Annotated in this window: 17 protein-coding genes; 3 read left to right on the top strand and 14 right to left on the bottom strand. The window is 74.1% G+C overall.

Going from position 1 to position 19,252, the window contains the following annotated elements; all coding sequences use genetic code 11:
• Positions 1 to 130: 130 nt before the first annotated feature.
• The gene (locus tag Psi01_RS01325; RefSeq protein ID WP_204062038.1) at positions 131 to 631 is read left to right on the top strand and encodes a methylated-DNA--[protein]-cysteine S-methyltransferase; all 501 of its coding nucleotides are present in this window, start codon (positions 131 to 133) and stop codon (positions 629 to 631) included.
• A gap of 69 nt (positions 632 to 700) precedes the next feature.
• Here Psi01_RS01325 and Psi01_RS01320 read toward each other — a convergent pair whose 3' ends face one another.
• From Psi01_RS01320 to Psi01_RS01260, 13 genes are all read right to left on the bottom strand, one after another.
• Positions 701 to 1,525, bottom strand: a complete 825-nt coding sequence (locus Psi01_RS01320) for an NAD(P)H-binding protein (protein ID WP_204062037.1) — start codon at positions 1,523 to 1,525, stop codon at positions 701 to 703.
• 135 nt (positions 1,526 to 1,660) lie between these two features.
• Positions 1,661 to 2,629, bottom strand: coding sequence for a hypothetical protein (locus tag Psi01_RS01315; protein ID WP_204062036.1), 969 nt, complete (start codon positions 2,627 to 2,629; stop codon positions 1,661 to 1,663).
• Complete coding sequence (locus Psi01_RS01310; protein ID WP_204062035.1) at positions 2,626 to 3,297, bottom strand: hypothetical protein; 672 nt, start codon at positions 3,295 to 3,297, stop codon at positions 2,626 to 2,628. The genes Psi01_RS01315 and Psi01_RS01310 overlap by 4 nt, the downstream gene beginning before the upstream one ends.
• 77 nt (positions 3,298 to 3,374) lie before the next feature.
• Complete coding sequence (locus tag Psi01_RS43995; RefSeq protein ID WP_275424478.1) at positions 3,375 to 6,563, bottom strand: hypothetical protein; 3,189 nt, start codon at positions 6,561 to 6,563, stop codon at positions 3,375 to 3,377.
• Between the two features lie 96 nt (positions 6,564 to 6,659).
• A complete protein-coding gene (locus Psi01_RS01300; protein WP_239126913.1) occupies positions 6,660 to 7,115 on the bottom strand; it encodes an Rv3654c family TadE-like protein in 456 nt (151 codons plus the stop codon).
• Positions 7,112 to 7,516, bottom strand: coding sequence for a TadE/TadG family type IV pilus assembly protein (locus tag Psi01_RS01295; protein WP_204062034.1), 405 nt, complete (start codon positions 7,514 to 7,516; stop codon positions 7,112 to 7,114). The genes Psi01_RS01300 and Psi01_RS01295 overlap by 4 nt, the downstream gene beginning before the upstream one ends.
• Complete coding sequence (locus Psi01_RS01290; protein ID WP_239126907.1) at positions 7,507 to 7,983, bottom strand: TadE/TadG family type IV pilus assembly protein; 477 nt, start codon at positions 7,981 to 7,983, stop codon at positions 7,507 to 7,509. The genes Psi01_RS01295 and Psi01_RS01290 overlap by 10 nt, the downstream gene beginning before the upstream one ends.
• Positions 7,967 to 8,230: a Flp family type IVb pilin gene (locus Psi01_RS01285; RefSeq protein WP_204062033.1), complete on the bottom strand. Its 264-nt coding sequence runs from the start codon at positions 8,228 to 8,230 to the stop codon at positions 7,967 to 7,969. The genes Psi01_RS01290 and Psi01_RS01285 overlap by 17 nt, the downstream gene beginning before the upstream one ends.
• A 2-nt stretch (positions 8,231 to 8,232) precedes the next feature.
• Positions 8,233 to 9,168 carry a type II secretion system F family protein gene (locus Psi01_RS01280; protein WP_204062032.1) on the bottom strand — a complete coding sequence of 312 codons (936 nt, stop codon included), beginning with the start codon at positions 9,166 to 9,168 and terminating at the stop codon, positions 8,233 to 8,235.
• 97 nt (positions 9,169 to 9,265) lie between these two features.
• On the bottom strand, positions 9,266 to 10,162 hold the full coding sequence (locus Psi01_RS01275; protein WP_204062031.1) for a type II secretion system F family protein: 897 nt from the start codon (positions 10,160 to 10,162) through the stop codon (positions 9,266 to 9,268).
• Positions 10,159 to 11,460, bottom strand: a complete 1,302-nt coding sequence (locus Psi01_RS01270; RefSeq protein ID WP_204062030.1) for a TadA family conjugal transfer-associated ATPase — start codon at positions 11,458 to 11,460, stop codon at positions 10,159 to 10,161. The genes Psi01_RS01275 and Psi01_RS01270 overlap by 4 nt, the downstream gene beginning before the upstream one ends.
• 31 nt (positions 11,461 to 11,491) lie before the next feature.
• The gene (locus Psi01_RS01265; RefSeq protein WP_204062029.1) at positions 11,492 to 12,265 is read right to left on the bottom strand and encodes a hypothetical protein; all 774 of its coding nucleotides are present in this window, start codon (positions 12,263 to 12,265) and stop codon (positions 11,492 to 11,494) included.
• Position 12,266: 1 nt separating this feature from the next.
• Positions 12,267 to 12,959 (bottom strand): hypothetical protein, encoded by a 693-nt coding sequence (locus Psi01_RS01260; protein ID WP_239126906.1) that lies wholly within the window; start codon positions 12,957 to 12,959, stop codon positions 12,267 to 12,269.
• Between the two features lie 330 nt (positions 12,960 to 13,289).
• Here Psi01_RS01260 and Psi01_RS01255 point away from each other — a divergent pair, with 330 nt between their 5' ends.
• Positions 13,290 to 13,652, top strand: coding sequence for a hypothetical protein (locus Psi01_RS01255; RefSeq protein ID WP_204062027.1), 363 nt, complete (start codon positions 13,290 to 13,292; stop codon positions 13,650 to 13,652).
• A gap of 147 nt (positions 13,653 to 13,799) precedes the next feature.
• On the top strand, positions 13,800 to 18,761 hold the full coding sequence (locus tag Psi01_RS01250) for an FtsK/SpoIIIE domain-containing protein (RefSeq protein WP_204062026.1): 4,962 nt from the start codon (positions 13,800 to 13,802) through the stop codon (positions 18,759 to 18,761).
• 102 nt (positions 18,762 to 18,863) lie between these two features.
• Here Psi01_RS01250 and Psi01_RS01245 read toward each other — a convergent pair whose 3' ends face one another.
• Entirely contained in the window at positions 18,864 to 19,184 is a 321-nt protein-coding gene (locus Psi01_RS01245) for a WXG100 family type VII secretion target (RefSeq protein ID WP_373872419.1), read from the bottom strand.
• Positions 19,185 to 19,252 lie beyond the last annotated feature (68 nt).

The raw sequence follows: 19,252 nt of genomic DNA, 5'->3' as shown, positions 1-19,252 counted from the left end.
CCCGGCGCCCCCTCGCGGGCTGCGGGCGTTCCTCGGTTGGTTCCCCGGCGCCCCCTCGCGGGCTGCGGGCGTTCCCCGGCGCCCCCTCGCAATTCGCGAATTCACGACCTCATGAGAAGGAGACACCACGATGATCGAAGCACAGGTCCTTTCCACACCGGCCGGGCCGCTGGCGTTGCTCTCTCGGGAGGGCGTTCTCGTCGCGGCCGGGTTCACCGGTGATCCGCACACGATGTTCGAGCGGCTCTCGCCCGCTTTGCAGGCCGAGGGCCTGGAGCGGGTCGACGACCTCGGGCATGCCGCGCAGGCCGTACGGGACTATCTGGACGGCGATCTGAAGGCCCTGGACAGTGTGCCGGTGAGCCAGCCGGGCACGCCCACCCGGCAGCGGCTGCTGACCGCTCTGCGGGAGGTGCCCGCGGGGATCACGATCAGCTACGCCGAACTGGCCGAGCGCGCGGGGCTGCCCCGGACCGCGGCCAGGGCCGCGGGCTCGGCCTGCGCGCAGAACCTGATCGCCCCGTTCGTGCCGTGCCACCGCGTCCTGCCCTCCACCGGCGGCTTCGGAGGCTACTACTACGGCACCCCGGTCAAGCAGTGGCTGCTGGACCACGAGGCGAAGACCCGCTGACCCGGTACGCGCGGGAACCCCGGCCCGGAGCATTCCCGGGCCGGGGTTCCCGCCGCCTGGACGGCCCGTTCAGGGGCGGAAGGCGTCGGCGTGCTCGGCGGCCCAGCGGGCGAAGGTGCGCGGGGCCCGGCCGGTGATCTGCTCGACGGTCGGGACCACCGTGTACCCCTCCTCCGGCGTGCTCCCGAGCGCCGTGACGAGGAACTCGATGAACTCCTCCCCCATCCCCTCGCTCCGCCACTTGTCACGCGCCTGCTCCTCGGTGAGCTCGACGAAGCGGATCTCCCTGCCGACCGCCTCGCCGAGGATCTCCACCTTCCGCACGGTCGTCAGCGCCTCGGGACCCGTCAGGACGTAGGTCCTGCCCCCGTGACCGCCCCGGCCCAGGATCGTCGCCGCCACCGCGCCGATGTCGGCCTCATGGATCATGGCGCTCAGCCGGCCGCCGAACGGCTCCCGCACCACTGCCTCGGCACGGACCGACTCCGCCCACCACGTGAGCGTGTTGGCCATGAACTCGACCGGGTTGAGCAGGGTCCATTCCACCTCGCCGCCGGCCAGGGCCTCCTCCATGCTCCCGTCGGCCCGGCCGCCCAGGACCGTGGCCCGCCGTACGCCGGACTTGGCGGCCAGTTGCACGATCTCCCGGCCGTTGGGCAGCGGCGCGTAGTCGTCCCCGCCGAAGTTGATCAGATGGACCGCGGTGACGCCCTCCATCGCCGCCGTGAGGCTGTCGGTCACCGCGAGGTCGCCGCCGACGACCTCGACCTCCCGGGGGAGGTCCGCCTTCGCCGGGTCGCGCGTCAGGGCCCGGACCGGCAGACCGGCGTGGAGGAGGTGGTCGACGACGTGGCGGCCGACGGTTCCGGTGGCCCCGGTCACGAGGATCGTCATGGATGGCTCCTTTTGCACTGGACACTCCAGAACGGAACGTTCGGTTCCAATATATCAGAACGGAATGGTTCATTCCATAGTGTTCGACGATCCGTGGAGCCGTACGGCGTGAATGAAGGCCCTGTCGGCCGGACGTCAGCGGTTGCCCCTGACCGTGCTCTGCACCTCGCCCACCGGGACGTCCCGGGTGGCCTCGACCTCGACGGGGTCGTAGGCGAAGGGGACCACGTCGTCCTCGACCTCCACGGGCCAGACGGTGGTCACCGTCAGCTCGTAGACCTCCCGCGGCTGGTCGGCCGAAGCGCGGAGATAGCGCACGCCGCAGGTGAACTCGGCGCCCCTGGTGTACGGCCTGCCGCCCGGCCCGCAGTCCTCCCTGACCTCGGCGCGGTCCGCGGTGGTGCCGGGGTCGATCCGGATGTCCTCCAGGGTGGCGGTGACGGTCGCGCTCATGAAGCCCGGGATCGTGGCCGTCACCGAGCGGGTGGGCGCCCCGACGCCGTCCAGCCAGACCCAGGTCGGCAGGTTGACGTAGCTCTTGGCGTCCGGACTGAGCTTGATCCGCGGCTCGGGCACGGTCAGCGCGGCGCGGGCGATCTCGACGAGCTCGGCCAGGGTGATCCCGGCCGGAGGGGTGGTCCCGGGCGGCACCCACACGAAGGGCTCCAGCCCGTTCCAGCAGGAGTGGCCGTTGGGATCGGCCGCGTTGTACGCGGGCGCCCACCATCGCCCCGGCTTGCCGATCTTGTCCTTGAACTGCTTGAGGAACTCCTGGAACTTCTCCTCGGTCGGGTTCGGGGTGAAGCGGAACCACCAGGCCCGCAGGCTCTCCTGCGACTCCAGCATGCCGCTCGCGTCCTTGCCCGGCTCGTACCAGCACGGGCGCTTGATCCGGTAACCGTCGCCCGCACCGCCCCGCAGGCCGTTCCCGGTGATGACGATCTGGGAGTTCTGCAGCCGGACGCCGGCCGTACGGCCGTCCTGGAAGCCCTCCCCGGAGGGCGGCTCGGCCGTCACCGCCGGACCCACCCCGGCCGGTACGGCGGGTGCCGCCGTACCCATCGCGAGCAGCAGGGTCCCCACGGCGATCCCATTCGTGATCATCGGATGCACCTCTCGGCTCGCTCGCTGGGATACAGGGCGTGGCGCAGGTACTGGATCCGGCGCACGCCGTCGCCGTCCTCCCACATGTCGGCGGCGTGCAGGAAGGGCCTGCGCATCCACTCGTCCCGCCCCGGGACCGTCCGGCCCGTGCGCGTGTCCACCGTCCGGGTGCGCGACATGTCCACGCACACGTTGAGCCGTACGCCGCGCTCCAGCGGCTCGGCCTCGAACCCGTACAGCCGCGTCGTCCCGCGCAGCGCCCGGTGCTTGTCCCGGTAGCCGGACACCCACGCGTGGTCCTGCCGGACCGCGTCCTCGCCGAGGAGGTCGAGATAGGCGGTGTCGCCCTGCGCCGGGCCGTTCTCCCCGGCGGCCACCACCCGCAGGGACCCGGCGTAGTAGTCGCGGAAGGCGGCGATCATCTCGGCGGTCGCGGGGTCGGCCGTGGCCGGGGGCTCGACCGTCACCCGCACGCCCGGCGCCACCCGGATGCTCTCGGGCTTCAGCGGGCTCCCGGCGGGCGACGGCGAGCCGGACGGACTGGAGGAGACGCCCGGAGCCGACGCGGACGGCGTGCCCGCCGGCCGGTCGGCCGGGACGAACGTCTCGTCGGCCGGCGGGGAACAGCCCGTCAGCCCGGTCAGCGCCAGCACGATCACGGCACCCACGCCGATCACGCTAGAAGCGCGCGCCGTAGGGGACCAGCGGTATGCGCGGATCGGCATGGCCGCTCTGCCGCGCGCGCTCATGCCGAGGGCGCCGAGCTCATCCGCCACGTGGGCAGCAACTCGTCGATGAGCGCCTCCGTCTCCGGCGCCATCCCCCCGCCGTACGGATGGGAGGCGGCCCGCCGGTGCAGGGCGTCGGCCACCGCCCGCAGCCGGGCGGGGTCACCGGTCATCTGGGTGGCCCGCAGCAGGTCCCGCCAGAGCCCCTCGTCGTCGGCGGCCAGCAGCAGTCCCGCCCGGACCGCGGCCACCGCCCGGTCGGGCTCGCCGTGCGCCAGCCGTATCTCGCAGAGCCGGTGCGCCGCGTCGGCGACGCTCGCCGCCACGTCGTACTCGAGGTCGTCGGCGGCCAGCCACGCGTAGCGGCCTCGCGGGCGGCCGTTCAGCAGCGGGCCGCGCACCAGGCCGAGGGCCTTGTCCAGCAGCACGGCGCGCGCCGCGGCGTCCGTGTGCGACTGGTGGACGAAGGCGCGGAAGAGCGCCCAGTCCGTGCGCACGCCGGGACCGAGCCTGAGCCTGCCGTCCTCGTCGGTGAACAGATTGGGCCGCCCGGCGGAGTCGGAGCCGAGCCAGGCGGCGACGCGGGCGATCGTGGCGTCCCGCACCACGGCCTGCACCCCGCGCGGCCACAGGACGCCGCCGAGCACGACCGGGTGGACGCCGCCGGGGTGGGTCGCCAGGTAGACGACGAGCTCGACGGCGAGCGCGGCCCTGCCCTCCTCCATCGGCGGCGGACCGGCGATCTCGACCGGGCCGAGGATGCGGACCTCGACCGAGGGCGCCTGGCTGACCGGCTCGGGCTCGTCGGGCAGCGGTTCGCCCTCGAACCGCCCGGCCGTGCGGAACAGGTCGATCAGCGCCCGGTAGTGCCGCCGCGGCAGCAGCTGGGCGTCCACCTCGAAGCCGAGCGCGTCCATCGTGGCCCGGCCGTCCTCGGTGATCTCCCAGTTCCACGTGGCGTGCGGGACCTCGCCCGCGATGACGTACCCGCGGGCCGTCCGGACGCCCTTGCGGGCGAGCACCGCCAGCAGGTCGGCCTCCTCGGCGTTGGGGGTGATCGCCGACAGCAGGTAGTGCGGTGACCAGGCGGGGTCGGCCGCGCGGCCGGTGATCCGCCCGGTGAGCACCTCCGCGCCGTGGCCGCCCTCCCCCGTCCGCGCCTCGGCCTCCAGCTCCGGCAGGACCTCGGCCAGGCTCGCCGCGTATCTGATCCGGTCGGGGGCGATCGCGGTCAGCTCCTCGCCGAAGCCGACGAGCGTGACGCGCATCCGGTCGGACCAGCGGTTGGTGGCCAGCTCGACGGCGAGCGCGGCCAGCGCCGGGACGGTCCGTACCCCGGTGAGGCTGATCAGCCCGTGGGCCGCCTCCAGGTCGACGAGCACCCGTCCCTCGCCGGTGGAACCGAGGGAGACCAGTCCCGGGTACGGCGCCGGCGCCCCGGCCAGCCCCTGCTCGTCGATCATCCTGCCCTCGTGCGCGGGCAGCCGCCACACCTGGCCCCCGTCGTGCGCCTCCCAGGGCTCGGGGGCCTGCGGCTCCGGCGGGTGGATCCACAGGTCGAGGTGGCGCGGGGACAGGTGGGCGGCGTAGATCGTCGGGGGAACCCGTCCCCCGGCCGCCAGGGACCTGCCCAGCAGCCGCAGCCCGAGGTCCAGCATCCGGCTGCCCGGTGCGTCGGCGCCCAGCCTGAGCGCCAGCTCCGCCTGGGCCGCGTCCTCCCGCGGCCGGGTGATCCTGCGCCCGAACGCCCGGTGCCAGAGCTGTTCCCTGCGCCTGCGGCCGAGCGCCACCAGCAACCCGGCCGCGGCGAGCGAGGCGCCCGCCAGGTAGTCCAGCGGTCCCAGCCCGGAGTCCTCCTCCACGTCCCCGCCCGCGGGGCCCCGGTTGTCGTCCTGCCCGGCCCCCTGAGCCGGCCCCGGTCCTTCCTGTCCGGCTGCGGACCCCGAGCCGTCCTTTCCGGTCGCGGGACGCCGGCCGTCGCCCTTCCCGGATCCCTGAACCGACTCGTCTTCCTCTCCCTCCTCGTGCCCGGAGCCACGTTCGGAGCCCTCGGCGGAGTCCTGTCCGGATCCGGCTCCGGGATTCCGTACGGAGTCCTGTCCCGCCTCCCCTCCGGGGTCCCGTACGGAGTCCGGCAGGTCGTCGCCGGCCGCCGTCCCGGAGTCGCCGCCTCCCACCCGGCCCAGGTCGGTGACGTCCCGTGGGCGTCCGCCCTGGTCGGCGGCCTCCTGCGGACGCCCGTCCCGGTCGGTGACCACGGCCGGGCGGTCGCCGGGGCCGGTGTCCCGTGCCGTACCGGGCCGGTCCGTCTGACGGCTCGGCAGGACCGAGGTGTCCCGGTCGTCGGCCGGGGTGTCCCGCTCGGTGACCGGGGGACGTTCCACGGGGTCGGCGCCGCCGGGAGTGAAGTACTGGGTGCGGCCGTCGAGTTCGGCGGGCTTGCCGGGGTGCTCGTCGAGGGTGGCGGCGCGGCTCTGGGTCGCGGGGACGACGTGGATGTTCCTGGCGTCGTCCGGCATGTCGAGGACCCAGCCGGGCCTGATCAGGTCGGCCATGTGGAGACGGCTGCCGTCGGGCTGCTCCTTGTGCTGGTTGAGCCGGTAGATCTCCGGATAGCGGCGGCCGTCGCCGAGGCACTTCTCCGCGATCTCCCACAGGCTCTCGTGGTGCCGGCCGTGGGGCGGCTGGACCACGTAGACCTTCTTGGCCTTCTCCACCGGGGCCAGCGGCGCCCGATCGGCGCTCGGCGGGGGCGTGTCCAGGGTCGCGGCGGCGGGGAGGGGGCGGACGGGCGGGCCGGCCGTCCGCATCATCGGTACGGCGACCGCCGAGACGGTGAACAGCAGCAGCACCGCCGAGACCAGCCGGTTGGCCAGCACCTGGGTGCCGCCCGACATCGGGACCCTGGCGGGCATGCCGACCCTGCGGAGCCCGGCGTAGAGCTCGACGATCACGCACACGACCAGCTGGAGCCAGGCCAGCCAGACCAGCAGCACCAGGATCGCGACGAGCGTCCCCGTGCCGACCTGGCTGTTCATCAGGTCGAGGTCGAGCAGCTCGGGCGGGAGCGGCGGACCCGCGAACCTGAGCAGTGCGTAGGGGACCCCGCCGACGAGCGCGATCAGCACGATCAGCGCCCCGAATCCGGCGAACAGGTCGCCAGCGGTGCGCTTGGGCTCGATGCGCATGGGCTGTCGCGTCGGCATGCGTCTCCCTCCATGTCCAGCGTGGTCTTCTGTCCCCGGCTCGGCCAGTGGTCGGCCCTAATCGGTCTGGCGCTTCATTGCAATCGGCCCGACCGGTTATGGAGCCTCCTGTCCGGTGTCCGGCCCCGCGACGGCCACGGCCTCCATCTCCGAGCCGGGGAAGCCCAGCGCGGCCAGGAAGAACGCCGTCCAGCGGACGGAGACGGCGACCTCCACCTCCTCCGGCCGGGGCTCGCACGAGACGAGCCGGACCTCACCGGACGCGTGCGCGGAGACGATCTCCTCCGCCGCGGCGCACACGCTGTCGCCCTCCAGCAGCCGGGCCCGGCTGGTCTCGCGCAGGTACTCGACGTCGATCTGGTCGGCGGCGGACCGCGCGGCCTGCTCGGCGATGTCCGAGGCCCGCAACCGGGCGTTGATCGCCGCCCCGCCGTCCACCAGCAACCCGGCCAGCAGGAAGACCACCACGGAGAACAGCACCGTGAAGACCGACATCGACCCCCGCTCCCGCCGGAGAACCGGGGACGCCTCGGCGTGGGGTGGCCGGTTCACTCGACCCTCCGGAACTGCTCGAGCGGGACGACCGAGTCGCCCCGGATCTCCTTGGCCGCGCCGAATCCGAGGAATCCCAGGTCGAGCGAGCAGCTCACCTCGACCCTGACCTGCCCGCCCTCCTCCCAGGTCGTGCCCGAGAGGCTGACCTGGGGCTCGCACTCGTCCGGCAGGGAGTCCTGCGCCGCCTCGGTGGCCGCGGTCTCGGCCTCGCTCCTGGTGCGCTCGACCGAGGCGGCCCGCGCCGCGTCCCTGGCCGCGCCGTTGACCTCGCCCTGCGCCTCCACGATCCGCCCGGCGCCGACCAGGAACAGCAGGAACAGCAGGAAGACCGGGGCGAGCAGCACCGTCTCCGCCGAGAGCGAGCCCCGCTCGCGGTCGTCCCGGGATCTCACTCGCATCCCTCACTCCCGTCGTCGGGGCGGAAGCACTCGACCGGGCCGCCGAAGCGGGCGGTGATGGTGAACGTCGTGGCCGGCAGCAGCGGGATGACCTGGACCGCGGTGGCGGTGATCTCCACGCCGCGCCGGTCGTCCTGCTCCCAGGCCGTGGCGGTGGCCCCGCCGAGCAGCTCGGGCCCGACGGCCTCCAGGACCTCCCGCGCCCGCGACTCGGCGTCCTGCTGCCAGGAGTCGGTGTCGACCCTGGCCAGGCGGGCCCCCTCCCTCGCGGCGGCGTCGGCCACCTGCCGGCCGTGGAACCACAGGGCGAACTGCACGACGAGCAGGATGACGATCAGCACCACCGGCATGATCATCGCGAGCTCGACGGCGGTGGCCCCCCGCTCCCGGTCACGGCTCTCCGCGCCGCGGCCCGCCACCTCACGGCTGCCCGCGTCACGTCCCTCGGGGTCACGGCTCTCCGCCACCGCCGTCACCTCCGCCTCCGTCGCCGCCCCCGCCCCCTCCTCCGCCGAACTGGTCGGAGATCTCCGTTTGCTTGTCCTGGACGAGAGTCCTGATGAGAGTGGCGAGGCCGAGGGCGACCCCGGCGATGATGGCGGTGATGATGACCCACTCGACGGCCGAGGCGCCGCGGGTGGGGGCGTTGCGCGCCTTGTCGATCCGGACGTTCAGCAAGGCGACCGCGTAGACGATCCACGGATGGTTCAGCATGGTCAGGACCCCAACATCTTCATAGCGGCCGGGAAACTCAGGAAGATCACGAAGCCCGCGCAGAGCAGCAGCTGGGCGACGAGCATCGACTGGGACCGCTCGCCCGCCTGCCCCTCCACCTCGGCGAGCTCGCGTCGCCGCAGGGTCGCGGCGCGGGCGGTCAGGGAGGCGCGGACCTTGGCGCCGTCGTCGGCGACCAGGCCGAGCGCGGCGGACAGGTCGCGCAGCTCGTCGACGTTGATCTCGTCGCCGAGCTGACCGAGCGCCTGCCAGGGGGTGATGCCGACGATCCTGGCGTTGGCGAGCGCCTCGCGGATCCGGGCCATCGCCCAGTGGGACGCCTCGTCGTCGGGCCCGCCGGCGCCCACGGAGACGGCCATCATCAGCGCCTCGGGCACGCCGCGGCCTCCGGCCAGGTTCATCGCCACCAGGTCGAGGAAGGCGCCGACCACGTGCCGGAAGTCGCGGCGCATCCGCGCGGCGTCCCGCTTGATCTGCAGGTCGGGCAGGAAGAAGAACACGGCGGAGAAGGCGAGCGCCGCCCACAGGGGGACGGTCAGCGAGATCCCCCAGCCCATCAACGCCAGCCATCCGGCCAGCAGCGGGAAGGCCAGCAGCCCCGAGACGGCCAGCAGCACCTTGGTGGACAGGAACCCCTCGAACGACTTGCCCAGCAGGGACAGGTCCGCGCGGGCCGAACGGACCTCCCAGCCCCGGGCGGCGTACAGGCGGGCCAGCTTGACGCCCAGCCCGCGCCGGAAGGCGCCGACCTCCTCATCGGGCAGGACGAGCTGCGGGTGCGGGGCGCCGGTGCCCTCGCGGGCGGCGTCCAGGGCCAGCAGCCGCGTCACCAGACCCGGCCTGGCCGGGAACAACGCCCGCACCAGCAGGAACAGGCCCAGCCCCAGCCCGCCTCCGGCCAGCAGCGCTTCGGTCATCGCCGTGCACCTCCCACCGCCGGAGCCCCGGCCATCGCCGTGCACCTCCCGCGACGCCTGGAACTCATCGCGGTCCACCTCCCGCGACGCCTGGAGCTCATCGCCGTGCACCTCCCGTGGCGCCGTCCCGGCCCGCGGACGGGCCCAGCAGGCGGGCGGGCTTGTCGAAGCGGGCCAGACGGCGCATCCACGCGAACCCGGCGCCGAAGAAACCGGCCACCACCACGAGCACGGCCTGACCGAGGGCGTCGTCGTACTCGGAGACGTAGTCGGGGTTGAAGACCACCAGCGCAGCCGCGAAGGCGACCGCCGTACCGACCACGATCTGCACGCTGCGCCGGGTGGAGCGGCGCTCGGCCTCGACGCGGCGGCGCATGTCGAGCTCCTCGCGGGCCGACACCGCCAGCGCGCCGAGCACGTCGCGCAGGCCGGGACCGCGCAGCCGGGAGTTGAGGATCAGCGCGGCGACCACGAGGTCGGCCGAGGGGTCGTCGAGCTCGTCGGCGAACAGGCGCAGCGCGTCGGGCAGCGGCATCCGGGTGTGCAGCCGGTCCACCAGCGCGCGCAGGTGCGGGCGGAGCAAGGGCGAGGCGGCACGGATCGAGGACGGGATCGCCTGCTCCAGGCCCGCCGCCCCGGCGATGGTGTCGCGCAGCGACTCGGTCCAGGCGGCCAGCCCTTCCAGCCGCCGCATCGCCGCCCGCTCCTCGGCCGCGCCGCCCGCCAGGCCGCGCCACCCCAGGGCCAGCAGTACGGCGCCGGCCGCCATCACCGGCCACCCGGTCACCACCAGCACGGCCACCCCGGCGATCACTCCCACCGCGGACCGGGTGGACAGGGCCCGCAGCAGCTCGCGCCGCCCGGCCCTGCGCGCCGGGGCCGGGCGGGGGCGCACGCCGTACAGTGCCAGGGCCAGCAGGAACAGGCCGCCGCCCACCGCCGCCCCGGCCAGCAGCACCAGCGGGTCGAGCAGTCCGGGAGGGAAGGAGATCACGCCCACCCCCGGGGGTCGTAGCCGTGCGGAGCGAGATCCTCCAGGCAGGACACCGGGGCGTGCGGCAGCAGGCGGCCGTCCGGTCCGATGGTGAAGACCTCCGAGGAGAGCACCCTGCCGTCGACCCCGGCCACCTCGCGCACACTGGATACGAAGCGGCGCAGCGTGCCCCCGACCGCGTAGTCGTTGCGCTTCTCGATGAAGACCACGAAGTCGATCGCGCCCGCGATCAGCATGTGGGTGGCCTCGACCGGCAGGCGCTCGCTCGCCTGCAGGGCGTAGGTGGCGATCCGGTTGAAGACCTCCATCGAGGAGTTGGCGTGGATCGTGGACAGCGAGCCGTCGTTGCCCTGGGTCATCGCGTTGAGCATGGTGACGATCTCGTCGCCGAGGACCTCGCCCACGATCACCCGGGAGGGGTTCATGCGCAGGGAGCGGCGGACGAGCTCGGCCATGGTGATCTCGCCCTGTCCCTCGGAGTTGGGCAGGCGCTGCTCGAAGGCCACCACGTTGGGGTGGAGCTCGGGGAACTGGTCGAGCCCCAGCTCCAGCGCCCGCTCCACGGTGATCAGCCGCTCCGCCGGCGGGATCTCGTTGGCGAGCGCGCGCAGCAGGGTCGTCTTCCCGGCGTTGGTGGATCCGGCGATCATGATGTTCTTACGGGCGGCCACGGCGGCCGACAGGAAGCGGCCCAGCTCGGGGCTGAGCGTGCCGTTGCCCACCAGGTCGCTGAGGAAGACCTTGCCCAGCCGGGAGCGGCGGATGGAGACGGCGGGGCGCACCGTCACGTCCATGACCGCCGAGAGCCGCGAGCCGTCCGGCAGGCGCAGGTCGAGCTGGGGGTTGGCGGTGTCGAAGGGCCGGCTGGACAGGCCGCTGTAGGCGGCGAGGATCTGGATCAGCTCGACCAGCTCCTCGTCGGAGTCGGCCACCGGATCGCTCATCAGCTCCTGACCGTCGGCGTAGCCGACGAAGACCCGGTCGCAGCCGTTGATGTCGATGTTCTCGACCTCGGGGTCGTCGAGCAGCGGCTGCAGGCGGCCGACGCCGAACAGCGCCGCGTGGATCCCGGCGGCGAGCGCCTCCTCCTCCTCGGCGGTGGGCGGGGTACGGCCGACGCCGATCTCGCCGCGCGCGAACTCCTCCAGCACCTGGGCGATCAGCGCGCGGGCGAACTGGCGCTCGTCCTCCCCGGTCATCGGGGGCAGGCCGGAGGCCTGGTCCAGACGGCGCTGGTGGGCCAGCCGGTCGCCGACCTCCTGCCGGAACCTCTTGACGAGGGTGTGGTCGATGCTCATGCGCCCTCCCGCCGTCCGGCGTCCGCGCGCCTCACGGCGCGGTCTCCGCGGCGGCCGCCGTACGGCCCGGGGTCACCTGGGCGGCCAGGCGGCCGGCGAGCTCGCGGGCGGTGCGGATCAGCAGCGAGCGGTCCAGGCGCCCGCCCCACTGGCCGCGCAGCAGCTCGGCGCCCTTGGGGTCGTGTGCGAGCCCGGCCACGAAGGCGACGTCCCTGCTGGTGGCCGCCACGATCCGGCGGACCTCGTCGATCGTCGCGCGGTACTGCCGGGGGTCGGCGATCGTCACCACTCCGACGCGCGTCCCGCGGGGCAGCACCTGCAGCCGCTCGCGCAGGTGGGCGACGTGGTCGAGGCTCGCCCTGGTGAACAGGACCGTCAGCTCCGCCTCGGCGATCAGCTCGCCCAGCTCCGGATGCGCGCCCAGCCGCCCGCAGTCGGCCAGCACGTCGGCGTGCGGCATCGCGGCCAGCGCCCGGCCGAGGGGGCCCCACAGCCAGGTCAGCCCGGCGGCCTGCTCGCCGTGGGTGAGGCCGGCCAGCACGTCGAGCCCGCCGACGATCTTCTGGGTGTGCTCGTGGATCAGGGCGGGGCCCAGGCCCCGGCGGGCCGTGGCCCCCAGGGTGAGCAGGCCCCTGCCGGGGTTGAGCACACCCCCGTCGGCGGCCGGGAGCCGGTAGGCGAGGTCGCCGCCGGCCGGGTCGCACTCGGCCAGCAGCACCGGGCGCGGCCAGATGGCGCCCAGGGCCGTGGCCGCCGTCGTCACGCCGGGCGCGCCCTTGTCGGCGGCCAGCACGATGAGCGCCACGTCAGCGCGCTCCCGGCAGCTCGGCCACGGCGATCTCGCCGTTGGAGGCGTAGGCGACGATCTCCGGCGCGACCGAGCTGTCCACGATCACCGTGATCTGGCCGGACGCGCGGCCCTCGCCGACCTGGTGGACCAGCGCGTTCTGCGCCAGCACCTCGCCCTGCGCGGTGGCGCCCCGGCCGGGCACGTGGATGATCTGGACCCGGTCTCCCCTGATCAGGGTGCCGGGGGTCTGGCCCGGTTTGAGCGACAGGCCCACCTGCGACTTGCCCGGGCCCAGCTCCCTGCTGGTGGAGACCACCATCTGGCGGGTCAGGAGCGTTCCCGGCAGCAGGGTGACCAGCGCGTGGTTCTCGCCTTCGGCGATGCTCCGGTACTGGGCGTAGGGCACGAAGTCGATGCCGGTGTCGGCTATCTGGACCTCGCGCATCGCCGTGGCCGGAATGCGCTGGCCGGATCCGACCTGCTGGACGATCTGGATCGCGGAGACCCGGTCACCGCTGCGCAGGACCAGCAATGTGGTCGCCAGCGCGCCGCCGAGGATCAGCAGGACGGCCAGGGCCGCGAGTGCCGGTTTTCGTTCGCGCGGGGGAACGGGGAGTTTGCGTGACGCCGGCCCCGACAGGGCGCCCGCCGAACCTGGCCGCTCGGCGTTCACCGGGGCGCGGCCCGCTGGCTTCTCGCTGGTCCTCATGGGCGGGGGACTCCCAGAGATCATATTCGGGGATTACGGACGAATTTACGCCATTATGTGCACCCTGCCTGCCGGATGCCCGGGAAAAGCGAGGACCAATGCTCGTTCGGCAGCAATACATCTGTCAATGACGATCTACCGAGAACTTGCGAATCAGGGAGATGACACGGCCCTTATCTCGATGATAAGGACACCGATAACCCCGCGCACCACCTGTCACATCTTTCCTCTCCCGATTCACATCTTCCCCTCCCGCCTCTTCACTCCCTCGACACGCGGATATGCCTGCTTTTCATACTGAACTCGTTCAAAACATGCCATTCTTGTCTCATGGCCAAGTGGTTCAGGCGCCGCACGTCACGCTCCACGGGTTCCACCGGACGCGCCGGCCTCCTCCTCCGATCGGTCGCCGGGCGGCTCGGCCGCCGGGGCGCAGAGCGGATCGCCGCCGCCCCCGCCGCCGAGAAGGTCATCGAGGGGTTGCACCGGGCGGCGAGCGGGCTGGCCGAGGTCACCTCCGAAGTGAGCGCCTACGCCGGCCTCCTGGAGGAGAAGACGGACGCCTTGCGCGACCTTGTCCGTGACCGGCGCAATCCCCAGGTTTCCACCGAGTTTTCCACAGGCACCTCCCGGAACTCCCCAGCCACCCCGAAGCCCCGAAATCACCCCATATCCCCACATGAATCGGCATAACGCTCGGATCACGGCGGACAGTTATCCACAGGTTGCGACGTTTTCCACATACCGTTCCACGGCCTCCGTCTTTGCCGTGAACTCCTCTTCCCCGGCCGCTCCCGGTCGCTAGGTTGAAACAGGGCGCCCGACCCCTAGGAGAGCGCGATGCGGATCATGCTCACCGTGCTCAGCGAGCACGCCGACCGCGACGTCATGGTCGAGGGCGACGAGACGACCACGGTGGCGCGGCTCGCCGAGGCGCTGGCCGGGCAGCCGGGAGACCGGCAGGCGAACACCGGCAACGTGGTACGGCTGACGCGCAACAGGGCCCCCTACGGCCTGGGCGAGACCGGCGAGACCCCCTCGCTGTGGCTGAACGGCCGCGAGCTGGCGCCCGACGCCCCCGTGCGCGGCCTCCTGCGCGACGGCGACCTGGTCACCCTGGACCGGCGCCTGGCCGTCTCGACGCTGGCCGAGGAGCCCGGGGGCGTAGTGGAGGTCCGGGTGGTCGGCGGCCCCGCCGCCGGATCGGTGCACCGGCTCGGCATCGGCGTGCACACCGTCGGCTCCGACCCCGCGTGCTCGGTGGCCGTCCACGACCCCTTTCTGCCCGCCCGGGCGGCCGTCGTCCGGCTCACCCCCGAGGCCGTCACGGTGGAACCCGCGGAGGAGGCCGCGCCCGAGCCGCACGGGCCGTCGCCGAGGCGGACCGCGACGGACCCGGGCGCGCCGGGATCGGCCGGGCGGCCGCCGGAGGAGGCCGCGCCCGAGCTGGACGGACGGCCGCTGGAGGAGGCCGTGGACTGGCCCGAGCACGCGCTGCTGACCTGCGGGTCCTCGGTGCTGACGCTGAAGGCGGTCGAGCCTCCGGACGCGCACCTGGACGCCCAGCCCGACGGCGGGCTCTCCTACAACCGGCCGCCCCGGCTCCGGCCCCCGGACAGGGCGCGGCGCCTGGAGGTCCCGGCCGAGCCGGTGCGGGCCGAGACCATGCGGCTGCAGCTCCTGGCCGCCCTCCTGCCCCTGGTCCTCGGGCTGGTCCTGGCCTGGGCGTTCCAGCTCTGGTACTTCCTGCTGTTCGCCCTGATGAGCCCTCTGATCATGTTCGGCCAGTGGTGGAGCGACCGGCGGCACGGGCGCAAGCGCCACCGCATGCAGATGAAGGAGTACCGCGAGCGCATGGCGGCCTTCGAGGCCGACCTGGAGCTGGCCCGCGCCGCCGACGAGACCGTGCGCCGCGCCGCCGCGCCCGACCCGGCCGAGGTGCTGCTCACCGCGACCGGCCCGCGGCGGCGGCTGTGGGAGCGCCGCGACCACGACCCCGACGCGCTCCGCCTGCGCGTCGGGCTGGCCGACCTCCCCGCCGACCTGGAGCTCGTGCCCGAGCGCAGCGCCCCCGCGGGCATGCCCGTGCCGGACCCGCCGGTCTGCCGGGCGGTGCCCGTGGCGCTGGCGATGCGGCGGCTCGGCGTGGCCGGGCTCACCGGGCCGCGCGAGACCGCCGTGGGCCTGGCGCGCTGGCTGGTCGGCCAGGCCGCCGCCCTGCACAGCCCGCGCGACCTGGCGATCGTGGTGCTGTCCGCGCACGGTGACGGCGCCGAGCGCTGGAACTGGGTGCGCTGGCTGCCCCACTGCGCCCCGCACGGCGGCGAGGACTGCGCGGCGCTGGTCGGCGCCGATCCGGAGGCCGCGGCCCGGCGGGTCGCCGAGCTGACCGCGCTGATCGCGGAGCGCCTCGGCGAGGACGGCACCTCACCGAAAACAGGCCGATCCCCCTCGGGCTGGGGCGACCTGGGCGCCGGTCCCCCCACCGCGGGCGGCTGGGACGGCTCGGGCGGCTCTCGGGAGTTCACCCCGGTCTACGACGAACGCCCGCACGACGTGCTGGTGATCCTGGACGGCGCCCAGGTCCTGCGCGCGCTGCCCGGCATGCCGCAGGTGCTGCGCCAGGGCCCCCGCGCCGGCGTCTACACCCTGGCGATAGACGGCGACCAGCGGCTGCTGCCCGAGGAGTGCGCCACCGTCGCGCAGACCACCGCCGACGGCCGGCTCCGCCTGCGCGGCGGCGGGCTGGACGGCCTCGGCGAGATCCTGGCCGACCGGGTCCCCTCCTCCTGGTGCGACCGGCTGGCCCGCTCCCTGGCCCCGATCCGCGACGTCAGCCGCGAGGACCCCGGCCTGGCCCTGCCCGGGTCCGCCCGGCTGCTGGACCTGCTGCGGCTGCCCGCCCCCTCGGCCGCGGCCGTGGCCGCCCGGTGGGGCCGGTCCACCGAGGCCGTGATCGGGGCCGGCCCGGACGGGCCGTTCTCCGTCGACCTGCGCACCGACGGGCCGCACGCGCTCATCGCGGGCACCACGGGCGCGGGCAAGTCCGAGCTGCTGCAGACGCTGATCTGCTCGCTCGCGGTGGCCAACCGGCCGGACGAGATGACGTTCGTGCTGATCGACTACAAGGGCGGGGCGGCCTTCAAGGAGTGCGTACGGCTGCCGCACACCGTCGGCATGGTCAGCGACCTGGACGGCCACCTGACCCGGCGGGCCCTGGCCTCCCTGGCCGCCGAGATCCGGCGCAGGGAGCGGCTGCTGCTGGCGGCCGGGGCCAAGGACGTCGAGGACTACCACGAGCTGCGCGACGCCCAGCGGGCCCGCGCCTCCAGGGACCTGCTGGTCGCGGGCGGGTCCTCGCCGGTCACCCCGCTGCGGGGGCGGGGCGAGCCGCTCGGGCCGCTGCCCCGGCTGGTGCTGGTGATCGACGAGTTCGCGGCGATGGTCAGCGAGCTGCCCGACTTCATGACCGGCCTGGTCGACATCGCCCGCCGGGGACGCTCCCTGGGCATCCACCTGATCCTGGCCACCCAGCGGCCCGGCGGCGTGGTGACCGCCGACATCCAGGCCAACACCTCCCTGCGGATCGCGCTGCGGGTCACCGAGTCCTCCGAGTCCACCGACGTCATCGACCGGCCGGACGCCGCGCACATCCCCAAGTCCGCCCCCGGCCGGTGCTACGTGAAGTCGGGCGCGGGGGCGGCCACGGCGGTGCAGACCGCGCGCATCGGCGGGCGCGGCCCCGGCGAGCGGGCCGAGGCCAGGGCCAGGGTGACCGAGCTGGGCTGGCGTGACCTGGGGCATCCGCTCACCGCGCAGGAGGCGGGGATGGACGGCTCCCCCGTCACCGACCTGTCCCTGCTCGCCGACGCCCTGGCCGAGGCGGCCCGGACGGCGGGGATCGCGCGTCGGCCGAGCCCCTGGCTCGACCCGCTGCCCGGCCTCGTGGTCCTGCCCGGCCTCCCCGGGCTCTCCCCGCCTCCCTCCGCCGGGGACGGGCCGAGGCGCGCGGCGCCGTACCGCTCGGGCGGATCCCCGCGCAGGACCACACCGCGCCCGGCGGACGAGTCCTCGCACAGGGCGGCGCCGCATCCGGCGGACGAGTCCTCGCACAGGGCGGCGCCGCACCCGCCGGGCGGGTCCCCGCACGGCGCCACGCCGCGTCCGGGGACCGGCCTGTCCGGCTGGGCCGCGCCGTACCGGGCGGGCGGTGAGGAGGTCCCTCCGCTGGCGTTCGGCGTGACCGACCTGCCGTGGGCGCAGGACCGCCGGTCGCTGACGCTGGACCTGGCGCACGGCGGGCACCTGCTGCTGGCCGGGGCGGCGCGCAGCGGGCGGTCCACCGCGCTGCGCACGCTGGCGGGGGCGATCGCCGCGAACGTCTCCCCCCAGGACGTGCACCTGCATGTGATCGACTGCGGGTCGGGGGCGATGCTCCCGCTGGTGGCGATGCCGCACTGCGGCGCCGTCGTGACCCGCGACCAGCTCGACCGGGTGGAGCGCCTGCTGGCCCGGCTGCGGGCCGAGGTGGGACGGCGCCAGCAGCTGCTGGCCGAGGCGGGCCACGCCTCCCTGGCCGAGCTGCGCGCCCACGGCACCGGGCCGCGACCGCCCTGGCTGGTGCTGATGCTCGACCGGTGGGAGGGGTTCGTCGCCGCGTTCGAGGGCTACGACTACGGGCGGCTGGTCGACTCGCTGATGCAGCTGCTGCGGGAGGGCCCGGCGGTGGGCCTGCGGGCCGTGGTGACCGGCGACCGGTCCGCGCTGATCGGGCAGATCTCCACGGTCTTCGAGGACCGGCTGATCCTGCGCCTGGCCGACCCCGCCGACTACGGGCTGGCCGGGCTGCCCGTCAAGGACCTGCCCTCCGTCCTGGTTCCCGGCCGGGCCCTGTCCCTGGGGGAGCACGGCCTGACCGAGAGCCAGATCGCCCTGCTCGACGACGACCCCGCCGGACCGGCCCAGGTCTCCGCCCTGCAGTCGCTGGCCCGTACGGTGCCCGCCAGGTTCCCGGGGACCGTGCCGGACGCCCCGGCCGAGGAAACCGTGAGCGCCCGGGACGTCCCGGGCGGGCGGGACGTGGCGGAACCCGCCGGGTGGATCTGGGACGGGGAGCCGCCGCTGCGGGTGGACCCGCTGCCGATGCGGATCACCGCCGCCCAGGCGATGGCGCTGGCGCCGTCCTTCGAGCCCCCCTCACCCCTGTGGGCGCTGCTCGGCGCCGGGGGCGACGCGCTGGCCCCGCTCGGCGTCGACCTGCTCTCCCAGGGTCCCGGCGCGGTCGTGGCGGGCCCGCCGCGCTCGGGCCGCTCGTCGGTCCTGCTGACGGCCGCCCGCTCCCTGCTCTCGCACGGCACCCCCGTGGTCCTGGTGACCCCGCGGCGCAGCCCCCTGTGCACGCTGGTCGACGAGCCCGGCGTGCTGGCCGTGCTCGACTCCGCCGGCGACCTGGACGGGGCCGTGGCCGGCCAGGAGCGCTACGTCGTGATCGTCGACGACGCCGAGCTGGTCTCCGCCGACTCCCCGCTCGGCACGGCCCTGGAGCGGGTGCTGCGGACCGGCCGCGACGGCGAGCACGGACTCATCGTCGGCGGCACCACCGGCGACCTGACCACCGCCTATCGGGGCTTCACCGCCGAGGCCCGCAAGTCCCGCACCGGCCTGCTGCTGTCGGTGCAGAGCCCCGCCGACGGCGACCTGTTCACCGTACGGCTGCCGCGGGGCGCGGTCGGCGGTCCCCCGGGCCGGGGCCTGCTGGTCACCCTGGGCACCGTCACCCCGGTCCAGAGCGCGATGCCGTAACGGGCTCATCGATGCCGTGACGGGCTTGTCAGGGCATGAGGAAGCGCCCCATATCCGGCGGGACGGAAAAACCCGGCGGGAAGGGGCGCTCGGGACCGGCCGTCAGCGAGTGGCCGACTCGATGTTGCCGCGATAGGTGTTGATGACCCGTGCGGCCTCGGTGAGCTCCTCGGCCATGCGCTGGAAGGCGGTGCGGTAGTTCTGCCAGGCCTCACCGAAACGCTGGGCGCCGGGGCCCGTCCAGGCCGTGCCGACCTTGGCGGCCTCACGGTCCAGGGCCGCCATCGTGGCCCGCACCTGATCGGCCTGCTGAGTGAACTGGGTGGCCATCTGCTGCATTTCCGCAGGGTTGCCGCCGAGCAAGTTCTGGCTCATGCCCGTCTCCTTCAGAGTCGGTGTCAGGGGGGCGCCAAACGCACTCACGATAGGTGTACGGATCCGCTGTCATCTGCGTTATACCTATCGGCTATGGTCCCCGCTAGATATCGTTG

Source organism: Paraplanobispora siamensis (assembly GCF_016863175.1).
In the GTDB taxonomy this organism is placed as follows: Bacteria; Actinomycetota; Actinomycetes; order Streptosporangiales; family Streptosporangiaceae; genus Planobispora; species Planobispora siamensis.
Note: the sequence above shows the minus strand (reverse complement) of the source record. Positions and strands in the feature narration are given on the sequence as shown.